The 11,360-nt window shown below is 31.6% G+C and carries 10 protein-coding genes; 1 reads left to right on the forward strand and 9 read right to left on the reverse strand.

The window, feature by feature from the left end; genetic code table 11:
• From CD127_RS08025 to ccpN, 9 genes are all read right to left on the reverse strand, one after another.
• A partial coding sequence (locus CD127_RS08025; protein ID WP_142381310.1) for an ATP-binding cassette domain-containing protein occupies window positions 1-139 on the reverse strand: 139 nt, incomplete at its 3' end.
• A 136-nt stretch (window positions 140-275) separates the two neighbouring features.
• Window positions 276-1,166 (reverse strand): deoxyribonuclease IV, encoded by an 891-nt coding sequence (locus CD127_RS08030; RefSeq protein WP_103366348.1) that lies wholly within the window; start codon window positions 1,164-1,166, stop codon window positions 276-278.
• A 9-nt stretch (window positions 1,167-1,175) separates the two neighbouring features.
• On the reverse strand, window positions 1,176-2,522 hold the full coding sequence (locus CD127_RS08035) for a DEAD/DEAH box helicase (protein WP_103366349.1): 1,347 nt from the start codon (window positions 2,520-2,522) through the stop codon (window positions 1,176-1,178).
• 44 nt (window positions 2,523-2,566) lie between these two features.
• Window positions 2,567-3,667, reverse strand: a complete 1,101-nt coding sequence (locus tag CD127_RS08040; RefSeq protein WP_103366353.1) for a Nif3-like dinuclear metal center hexameric protein — start codon at window positions 3,665-3,667, stop codon at window positions 2,567-2,569.
• Window positions 3,657-4,346: a tRNA (adenine(22)-N(1))-methyltransferase gene (locus CD127_RS08045; RefSeq protein WP_103366350.1), complete on the reverse strand. Its 690-nt coding sequence runs from the start codon at window positions 4,344-4,346 to the stop codon at window positions 3,657-3,659. Before CD127_RS08045 ends, CD127_RS08040 begins: the two co-directional genes overlap by 11 nt.
• A gap of 270 nt (window positions 4,347-4,616) precedes the next feature.
• The gene (gene rpoD, locus CD127_RS08050; protein WP_103298679.1) at window positions 4,617-5,723 is read right to left on the reverse strand and encodes an RNA polymerase sigma factor RpoD; all 1,107 of its coding nucleotides are present in this window, start codon (window positions 5,721-5,723) and stop codon (window positions 4,617-4,619) included.
• A gap of 410 nt (window positions 5,724-6,133) precedes the next feature.
• Window positions 6,134-7,945 (reverse strand): DNA primase, encoded by a 1,812-nt coding sequence (dnaG, locus tag CD127_RS08055; RefSeq protein WP_103366351.1) that lies wholly within the window; start codon window positions 7,943-7,945, stop codon window positions 6,134-6,136.
• Between the two features lie 60 nt (window positions 7,946-8,005).
• The gene (locus CD127_RS08060) at window positions 8,006-8,821 is read right to left on the reverse strand and encodes a pyruvate, water dikinase regulatory protein (protein WP_103366352.1); all 816 of its coding nucleotides are present in this window, start codon (window positions 8,819-8,821) and stop codon (window positions 8,006-8,008) included.
• Window positions 8,822-8,832: 11 nt separating this feature from the next.
• Window positions 8,833-9,456 carry a transcriptional regulator CcpN gene (gene ccpN, locus CD127_RS08065; protein WP_103299101.1) on the reverse strand — a complete coding sequence of 208 codons (624 nt, stop codon included), beginning with the start codon at window positions 9,454-9,456 and terminating at the stop codon, window positions 8,833-8,835.
• Window positions 9,457-9,791: 335 nt separating this feature from the next.
• Between ccpN and CD127_RS08070 the strand changes: the two genes are divergently transcribed.
• Window positions 9,792-11,183 carry a glycine--tRNA ligase gene (locus CD127_RS08070; protein ID WP_103299102.1) on the forward strand — a complete coding sequence of 464 codons (1,392 nt, stop codon included), beginning with the start codon at window positions 9,792-9,794 and terminating at the stop codon, window positions 11,181-11,183.
• Window positions 11,184-11,360: the final 177 nt, after the last annotated feature.

Raw genomic sequence — 11,360 nt, forward strand, 5'->3', positions numbered from 1 at the left:
ATGTAGATTTACCTGCCCCATTTGGTCCTACTATTGCAAGAAAATCACCTTTATTTATTTTTATATTTATATTTTCAAGCACTTGTTTATTATCAAAAAAGTAATCAATATTTTTTAATTCAAATACGGGTTGGCTCATGATTTCACCTCGTTTAATACTATACAATTATTGATTTAGTTTGTAAATAGTAATGTTTACGACTTATAATATAAAAAGAAGAAATTAAGTGCTAACACTTAATTTCTTCTTAATTGTCACAACAATAAATCATATTTTATTGTTGAAGAATTTTATCTTTTAAATCTGGGTCGAATTGTTGTGATTTTAACATTTCAATTTCAAATTTATAAGGTGGTTTTTTATTTTTCTTATCTTCACCAACATATGGTGTTTCTAAGATTTTAGGAATATTTTTGAATGTATCATGATGAACAACATAACTTAATGCATCAAATCCAATATGGCCAAAACCAATATTTTCATGTCTATCTTTGTGAGCACCTTGTTCATTTTTACTATCGTTAACATGCACAACTTTAATTCGATCTAATCCAATAATTTTATCAAATTCGTTTAATACACCATCAAAGTCTTCTTTAATATTGTAGCCAGCATCATGTGTATGACATGTATCAAAACAAATAGATAAACGATCGTTATGTGTCACGCCATCAATGATACGTGCGATTTCTTCAAAGTTACGGCCTACTTCTGACCCTTTACCAGCCATAGTTTCAAGTGCAATACGCACATCATTATCATGTGTAAGTACTTCATTTAATCCTTTAATGATTTGTGCGATACCTTTATCTGCACCAGCACCAACGTGAGAACCAGGGTGTAAAACAATATCTTTAGCACCGATAGCTTGCGTGCGTTCGATTTCATTTTGTAAAAAGTTTACGCCTAATTCAAATACTTCAGGTTTAGTAGTATTTGCAATATTAATAATGTACGGTGCATGAACTACGATATTAGATAATCCATATCGTTCCATTGCTTTATGGCCGTTTTCTATATTTAAGTCTTCAATACTTTTTCTGCGAGTATTTTGAGGTGCACCTGTATAAATCATAAATGTGGATTCGCCGTATTTATGTGCTTCTTCAGCAGAACCTTCTAACATTTTTTTGCCACTCATTGATACGTGAGAACCAATTAACATGCTATTCACCTATCCTTTTTTATTATTCTTTCTTTGTTGTCTATTTTGACGCTTACTATATTGTTTACGTTCTTGACGTTTCATTTTTTCAACTTCACGTTTGAATTTCTTTTTATAACCTGGTTTTACTTTATTTTTAGTTTTACTTCTTACTTTATGTTTTACTTCATTTGTTAAGTGATCGTCTTTTCTTTCACGTTTACGTCTCACATTATGTGCTTTTATCGGTTTTAACTCGCCGTTTTTAACGTCTACATTTTCAAAATGATAGCCTTTATCTTCAATTAAAGAGATATTGTGTTCTTCATCAGGACTATACATTGTGATAGCTACCCCTTTATAATTGCCGCGGCCTGTTCTACCGACTCTGTGAGTAAAGAAATCAATATCATTAGGGACATCAAAGTTGATAACATGACTTACGCCTTCAATATCGATACCACGAGATGCTAAATCACTAGCAATGACATATTGGAAGTCTAAATTACGAATACGTTTCATTTGTTGTTTACGCTCTCTAGGCGTTAAACCACCATGAATCATACCGACTTTAATGCCAGCTTCATTGAGTGAATCAGCCAATTCATTAGCATTGTCTCTACTATTACAGAATACGATACATAAATAAGGATTTAATATATCAATCAATTGCAGTGTTTTTTCAACTTTTTCTGTACCTTTAGTAGGAATTAAATAAAATTCTATATTCTTCTTATTTTGAGATTTTGAATCAACAACTACGAAATCTGGATTATTTAAATATTTATTTAAAAATGGTTGAAGCGATTTCGGAATTGTCGCGCTAAATACTGCAATATTTGCGTCGTCATCTAAGCGAGCTGCGATGTAGTCTACATCTTCGATTAAACCTAAATCAATTATTAAGTCTGCTTCGTCCACTACTAAATATGATGCTAAATGCACGTGTAAATGGCCACTTTGAGCTAAGTCATTGATTCGTGTCGGCGTACCAATAACTAATTGTGGTTGAATATTAGTACGTTGTTTATCTTTTTCAATATCCGTACCGCCAATAAACAAGCTTACTTTTACATCAGTTTTGAATTTTGCTAAATGACTAGCAGCTTGGAATAATTGTTGTGCTAATTCACGTGTTGGTGCCACAACAATAGCTTGGGGTTCTTGAATTTCTGGATTAATTGAATCCATTAAAGGTAGTAAAAAGGAATGAGATTTACCAGTACCGGTTTGTGATTGACCGATTAGATTAACACCCTTTTTAATTCTTGGAATAATTCTATTTTGTATTTCAGTTGGTTTTTCAAAATTAAGGTCTTTAACAGCATCGATTAATTTTGAATCTAAATTAAATAATTCAAATGGATGATTTGGCATCGATTTTGCCTCCTTGTATCATTCTTGTAGTATATTTTTTAGTGTTACATATAAGTGAAAGGATCAGTATTAATATCAGAGGATTCAATTTTAAAATCAACACTGAATTCAAACAACCATTGATTTAATAAGTCTTTAAGTCCATCTCTCATAACATATTCACTATAGTGATTAATATCTAGTAAATTAATACTATCCGTTTTGGCGTCTAAAGCATCATGATGTTTAATGTCTCCAGTAATAAAGATATCTGCTCCTTTTGCAGAAGCCATTTGTTCAAAGCCAATGCCAGCACCACCAATAATTGCTACTTTGCGTATAATAGCATTCTCATCACCAGCGAATCTGACGCTAGGAATTTGAAGTTGTTGTTTCGCTTGTTTTACAAAGTCTTTAATTGTTAATGGTTCAGCAACTTCTCCAATTTTTCCTAGACCATAATTAGCAGTTTTAGTCATTTTTATAAAGTCATAAACTGGTGTTTCATACGGATGATTTTCAATAATTGTATTCTCAGCTAAAAATCGTTGATGATTTTTAATCATAAACTCTATTTTTACTTCATCTACATATTCAATACTATCAATTTGTCCTAAATGAGGATTAGCATTTCCGACTGGTTTAAATTGTCCTCTTCCTTCTGACTCGTAAAAACAATATTCATAATTGCCTTCTTGTGCTAGACCGGCACGATCTAAACTATCCTTAAAGTCCTCAACATTTTCTTTTGGAATATAAGTTTGCACTTTATAATACGTTTCTTGTTCATTATTTAAAAATTTAATATTTTGCAGATTTAATTTTTGAGCAAGCATTTCATTAACGCCGTCAACGTGATTATCAAGATTAGTATGCAAAGCAATAAGCTGTATATCATTAGAAATAATTTTACGAATTAATTTTCCATATCCATCATCAGTAATATTTTTAATTCCTTTGAAAATTAAGGGATGGTGAGCAATTATCGTATTAAATCCTTTCATAATTGCTTGATCTACTATTGCATCAGTACAATCTAGGGTAGTCAATATGCCAGTGATTTCCTTATCATTACTTCCAATCAATAGACCTACATTATCCCACTCTTCCGCAGTATTTAAAGGAACATTCTTATTAATTACAGACATTAATTGCTTAATTTTCATCATCTAGCACCTCTTTAATCAATGAAATTTCATTTTCTATCTCTTTAAGTCTCTCATGATGAACTTCTGAATTCAATTGTTTACGAATGTGTTCTAATGCCTCTAATTCTCTACGCCATTTTTTGTAAAAAATAGATGTTTTATTTTCAATTAATTTAGGACCAAATTTTAAATTAAATTTATTTAGGTGTTCAATACTATCGTTATATTCACTTACAACTATTTCATATATGTGACCTTTTTCTTCAATAATTTCTTCTGCAATAATTTCATAATTCAAACTTTGTAATGTTTGACGTAATACTTCAGTTTGGATATTGCTTTGTAAAATTAAACGAGGATGATTCTCTAATTTATCCTTACCCTCATTTAAAATTTTAGCAATTAAAGGACCGCCCATGCCACAAATAGTAATATTTTGAACGTTATCAGCTTGATTAATCACACTTAAGCCATCGCCTAAACGAACATTAATTAAGTGGTTAAATTGATATTCTGTTACGTTTCTTTGTGCAGCTTCAAAAGGACCTTTAATCACTTCACCTGCTATAGCAGTTTGGCAAAGATTATTTTGAAGTGCGTAGATAGGCAAATAAGCATGATCTGAGCCAATATCTGCCATCATACCAGGTAATAAATATCGACTTACAGCTTTTAATCTTTCATTTAAATTAATCATAATAAACTCCTTTTACTATAAAAAGGGAGTGAGACAGAAATCCTAATTTATTAAAAAGATTTCGTCGTCTCACCCCAGCAAAGATGACTAGATTTGAATAAAGCTTAATTGGAGTGCATATTTAAATCAGTCAGCTACTGCCTACATAATAACTAAGGCTGAGATACTTAATTTTATCTCAGCCTCTAATTTTTATATCCGAGTCATATTTAGATTTATAAGAGCTTAATTCATCTTTAAATTGGTCAATTCAAATTTTAAATTCGATGATTAGTCCATGAAATCTTTAAGACGTTTACTACGACTTGGATGTCTAAGTTTTCTAAGTGCTTTGGCTTCAATTTGACGGATACGTTCTCTTGTTACGCCAAAGACTTTCCCTACTTCTTCTAGAGTACGAGTTCTACCATCGTCTAAACCAAATCTTAAGCGTAGAACGTTTTCTTCACGGTCAGTTAACGTATCTAATACATCTTCTAACTGCTCTTTTAATAATTCATACGCTGCGTGATCAGAAGGACTTTGTGCTTCTTGGTCTTCGATAAAGTCGCCTAAATGACTGTCATCCTCTTCACCAATTGGTGTTTCAAGTGATACTGGTTCTTGAGCAATTTTAAGAATTTCACGTACTTTTTCAGGAGGTAAATCCATTTCTTCCCCAATTTCTTCAGGAGCTGGATCACGACCTAAATCTTGTAATAATTGTCTTTGAACACGGATTAATTTATTAATTGTTTCCACCATATGCACTGGGATACGAATAGTACGTGCTTGGTCTGCAATTGCACGTGTAATCGCTTGTCTAATCCACCATGTTGCATAAGTTGAGAACTTAAATCCTTTGCTAAAGTCGAATTTTTCAACTGCTTTAATAAGACCCATGTTACCTTCTTGGATTAAATCTAAGAATAACATGCCTCGACCAACATATCTTTTAGCGATACTTACAACTAAACGTAAGTTAGCTTCTGCAAGGCGTGATTTAGCCACTTCATCACCTTGTTCAATACGTTTAGCTAATTCGATTTCTTCTTGAGCACTAAGAAGATTAACGCGTCCGATTTCTTTTAGATACATTCTTACTGGATCATTAATTTTAACACCTGGAGGGGCACTTAAATCATTCGGATTTAATTTCTCATCCGTATCTGAACTATCTTTTTCGTTTACTAAACTGATATCATTATCATTTAATTGGTCAAAGAAATCATCCATTTGGTCTGAATCCATGTCGAAATTTTGTAGCTTCTCAGCAATTTCTTCATGGCTAAGATGACCTTCCTTTTTACCTTTATCAATTAATTGTTTTTTAACATCTTCTAATGTTAATGTCGGATCAATTGTTTGTTTTTTAATTTTAACTTGGTTATCAGACATGAAAAGGCCTCCCAATTTTAATATAAACTTTCAATTAAGGGTTTATTTCTATAATAATTCAATATAATAGAAAAAATATAAATAAAATTTCACAATAATTTTAACATGTAGCAATTCAAAATAATATATTGTGAAATAAATTTAATTAGATAAAGTTGATTCTTATTTAATTTATGGTACATATTTACCCATTAAAAGCGCATAATAACCATTATACAATAATGGTTATTAAATAGAAATACTATATTAAAATATTTCAATATAACATACTAAAGTCAAACCCGTTCTCTCTTCGGTAACTCATGCGTAATTTGCTCATTTATAGATAGTAAACTCCCTTTATTACACATTTTGTTTTCTCGATTGAGAAGGGTTTTCTTTTAGTCTTATTTATTTATAAAACCCATTTATTACATTCTTTGTTTATTTTTATTTACGATTAGTCCTAAATAGTATTTTTGCATTTCAACATCGCCTATGCGTGAGGCTTCACGCAATTTATGATTTAATTCTTCAATTGAATCTTCATATTTATGTTCATTTATACTTTTAATATAATCATCAATCTCGTTATCATAGGGTTCATTATTTAATTCATAATTATCCAAGGCAATCACTGCTTCTCGCACGTCATTATCATCTACATATAAGATGATATCACTAATCGCGTATTTATCATTTTCAGCATAATATTCTTTTAAAAGTTGATAAATACTTTGGAAATATTTATTAGTGAAATCTTCATCTTCGAGGTCCTTTTGATAATTTAAAAAGATATCTTTATCATTCATAAAATGTTTAAGCAAAGCACGCTGCGCTCTTTCTTGCTTATTAAGATGCGTGAAAATAGCCGAGATATCTGGTGCATTATAATCACTATACTGATTATCATAATCAGATGGATAATAGACATCATTCGGTATATATTGTTGTTGATAATTAACGTCATTATTTAATGTATTTGGGTCAACGTTAAATATATCAGCTACATCTTGAACCACTTTCTTTTGTAAAATAGAAGAATTCATCATTGCGATATCTTGCGTCACTTCCTTAAGATATCGCTCATAAGCTAAGTCATTATTATTAATTTCGTCTTTATGACTATTTACTTTAAATAAAATAAATGACTTTTTCTCATTATTAACAAATTCTAAAAACTTCTCTTTTCCATACTTTGTGATATATTCATCTGGGTCCATATTCTTAGGTAACTGTACAACAAACACATTTAGCCCTTGTTGTAACAAGGTTTGTCCTGTTTTAAGCGTAGCCTCTTGACCTGCAAAGTCCCCATCAAACATAAGGGTAATATTAGAAGTGAGCTTTTTAAGCACAGTAATATGCTCATCTGATAAAGCAGTACCCATACTTGCGACTACAGTTTTAAGACCGGAATAATCTGCCTTAATAACATCCATAAATCCTTCAAGTAGTATCACTTCATCATTTTTACGAATAGACTTTCTAGCTTTATCTAGATTATAGAGTAATCTTCTTTTTTGGAAAATGGGTGTCTCAGGACTATTCAAATATTTAGGTTCTTGATTATTATAAGTTCGTCCGGAATAGCCAACAATTCTGCCTTGCGCGTTCATTAGCGGAAACATAATACGGTCTCTAAAGCGATCGTAATAACTGAAGTTTTCTTCGTTTCGTGATAATAAACCTGCTTCGTAAGCCAATTCAATATCATAGCCCTTTTTCTCTAGAAAATCATGGCAAAAATGAGAGCTATTCGGTGCATAACCTATACCACGCGACTTAATAAGTTCTTCAGTAAATCCACGACTCATTAAATAATTAAGCGCTTCTTCACCCTCAACCGTCTTCATTAAGGCGTACATATAGTATTCTTGAATGCTTTCATGCATTTCAATCATACTTAAATCATCTGAAGCAATTTGCGTAGTTTGCTGACTAGTATTACCAACATCAACTTGAATATTAACACGTTCACCTAGCTCTTTAACTGCTTCAACAAATGAAATGTCTTTAATTTCCTGAGTGAATTGAAAAACATTTCCGCCCTTTTTACAACCAAAACAATGACAAATTTGTTTATCCTCTGAAACTGTAAAAGATGGCGTTTTTTCATCATGAAAAGGACACAAACCAATGTAATTGCGTCCCCTTTTCTCTAATTTCACATATTCACTAACCAAATCTAGAATATCTGTTTTTTCTTTTATTTCATTAATAACTGACTGTTCAATTCGCAAAATAAATCACCTATTAAATATTAGTCATAATATTATACCTTTATCGCTTAAAAATTAAAATTATTTTGCTTGTTGTTCAATAATGTGAAGTACATCATTCGCAGTTTCTTCAATTGCTTTATCAGAAACATCAATTACTGGACATCCAATTCTTTCAACAATGTCTTCAAAGAATTGAATTTCTTCTTTGATACGCGCTTCATTTGCATATCTAGCTAAATCACTTAATCCTAACTGTTTTAATCGTTGCTTACGAATTCGATTTAATTTATCTTCACTAATACGTAGTGCAATGCATTTAGAAGGATCTATCTCAAATAGAGCTTCTGGTGGAGTGACTTCCGGTACAATTGGCACATTCATAACTTTATAACTTTTATGTGCTAAATATTGAGATAATGGCGTTTTAGATGTTCTTGAAACACCTATTAACACGATATCTGCTTTAGGTAAGCCTTTAGGATCCTTACCATCATCATATTTAACCGCAAACTCAATGGCATCTATTTTTTTGAAGTAAGCGTCATCTAATCGATGAACTCTGCCAGGTTGGTTATATGGATTTTCATTAAATGAATCTTTTAATAGTCCCATTAAAGGACCCATAATATCTACAGATTTAAGTTGATGATTGTCGATTTTTTCTTCCATATAATCTTTCATCTCTGGTTTAACAAGCGTATAAACTATAATAGCGTCTTGATCAATTGCGACTTGTATAACCTCATCGATATTGTCAAATGTCTCAATATATGGATATCTTAAAAACTCGTGTTTACATTCTTTGGGATTAAATTGAGAAACGCATGCTCTTGCTACAAGTTCTGCAGTTTCTCCAATCGAATCGGATGCGATGATAATCTTTATATCTTCCATCGTTATACCACCTATTCTTTAAATAATGATACGAATAATTTCGCTATTGTTGTTTTAGAAATACGACCTACTACTTGATACTTATTATTTTCTTTTTTTCTAACAATTGGGATAGAATCGATTTCTTTTTCAATCATTTGGTCTGCTGCATAAATGACTAATTCGTGTTCCTCTAAAAAAGTAAGATTAGGCATTCGAGACATATTAACACCGACAGGCATTGTATGAATGTCTTCTCCAATCATAGATGCACGTAATAAGTCCTTTCTTGAACAAACACCTATAAAATCATTATTCTCGTTAGTAATAAATAATGTTCCTGTATCTTCAAGAAAGATTGTACAAATAGCATCGTAAATGCTCATGTCTTCTTTCACGATTACAGGTGGTGACATATAATCTTTAACGATATATTGACGTAATTGATCACTCAAAATTTTATTTTTTGATTTACCAGAATAATAATAGCCAACACGTGGTCTAGCTTCAAGAAATCCTGACATTGTAAGAATAGCTAAGTCAGGTCGTAAAGTAGCACGAGTAAGTTGTAATTTTTCAGCGATATGCTCTCCAGTGATTGGGCCACCAGTTTTAACAATTTCGATTATCTGTTCTTGACGTTTACTCAGTTCTATAGGTCTTCACCCCTTTTGAATTCATTTCTATTATACCTATTTATTTATACACCGACAAATGCATACAAATCCTTGCTTATAAATCATCAATGAATTAAACTATTATTAAGCGAGTTAAGGACGGTGTGAGCTTAACAACATAACTTGGCCTAATCATTAAATTCATAAAAGCGAGTGTCTACACTAAATTGGGTGGAACCGCGGGTTAAAAATTAGTTTAAACTATATTATTTTTATATAGATAAATCAATTAACTCGTCCCAAGATAATAATAAATGTGATTTTACATTTATTTATTGTCTTGGGGCGTTTTTTATTTAAAAAGGAGAGATTATATGGTTAAAGATATGGATACAATCGTATCATTAGCGAAACACAGAGGATTTGTATTCCCTGGTAGTGATATTTATGGTGGTTTATCAAACACTTGGGATTACGGCCCATTAGGTGTTGAATTAAAAAATAACGTTAAAAAAGCTTGGTGGCAAAAATTCATCACGCAATCACCATTTAACGTTGGTATTGATGCTGCTATCTTAATGAATCCTAAAACTTGGGAAGCATCAGGTCACTTAGGTAATTTTAATGACCCTATGATTGATAATAAAGATAGTAAAATTCGTTACCGTGCAGATAAATTAATCGAAGACTACATGCAAAAAGAAAAAGGCGATGAAAACTTTATTGCTGATGGCTTAAGCTTCGATGAAATGAAAAAAATCATCGACGACGAAGGCATTGTTTGTCCTGTTAGTGGTACAGCAAATTGGACAGATATTCGTCAATTCAATTTAATGTTCAAAACTTTCCAAGGTGTAACTGAAGACTCTACTAATGAGCTTTTCTTACGTCCAGAAACTGCTCAAGGTATTTTTGTAAACTACAAAAATGTACAACGTTCTATGCGTAAAAAATTACCATTTGGTATTGGTCAAATTGGTAAATCTTTCCGTAACGAAATCACTCCAGGTAACTTCATTTTCAGAACAAGAGAATTTGAACAAATGGAATTAGAATTCTTCTGTAAACCTGGTGAAGAAATCGAATGGCAAAACTATTGGAAAACATTTGCTAGCCAATGGTTAAAAGACTTAAATATTAACGAAGAAAACATGCGTTTACGTGACCATGATGAGGAAGAATTATCTCACTACTCTAATGCAACTACAGATATCGAATATCGTTTCCCATTTGGTTGGGGCGAACTTTGGGGTATCGCTAGTCGTACAGACTTTGACTTGAAAAAACATAGTGAACATTCAGGTGAAGATTTCAAATATCATGATCCAGAAACTAATGAAAAATACGTTCCTTATTGTATTGAACCATCATTAGGTGCTGACCGTGTTACATTAGCTTTCTTATGTGATGCATATGAAGAAGAAGGTGTAGAAGGAAGTAAAGATGCACGTACGGTTATGCACTTCCACCCTGCTTTAGCGCCATATAAAGCTGCAGTGTTACCATTAAGTAAAAAATTATCAGAAGAAGCAATTAAAATCTTCGAACAATTAAGCGCTAAATTCTCTGTTGACTTTGATGAATCTCAATCAATTGGTAAACGTTACCGTCGTCAAGATGAAATCGGTACACCATACTGTATCACTTTCGACTTCGATTCATTAGAAGATAACCAAGTAACTGTTCGTGATAGAGATTCTATGGAACAAGTACGTATGCCTATTTCAGAATTAGAAACATTCTTAGCTGAAAAAGTAGCATTTTAATAAATAATCCCATCTCCTATCTTAGGGAGATGGGATTTATCTTTTTATTTATCTTTTTGAATTGCTAAATTATATAGTTTTTGAAATGGAAAATTTCTAACTAGCACTATGGACAAAAATATTATAATAATTAAAATTAAATATACATAAATATATATTTGCTTAGTATTACTATAT

This window comes from Staphylococcus petrasii (genome assembly GCF_002902565.1).
Lineage (GTDB): Bacteria > Bacillota > Bacilli > Staphylococcales > Staphylococcaceae > Staphylococcus > Staphylococcus petrasii.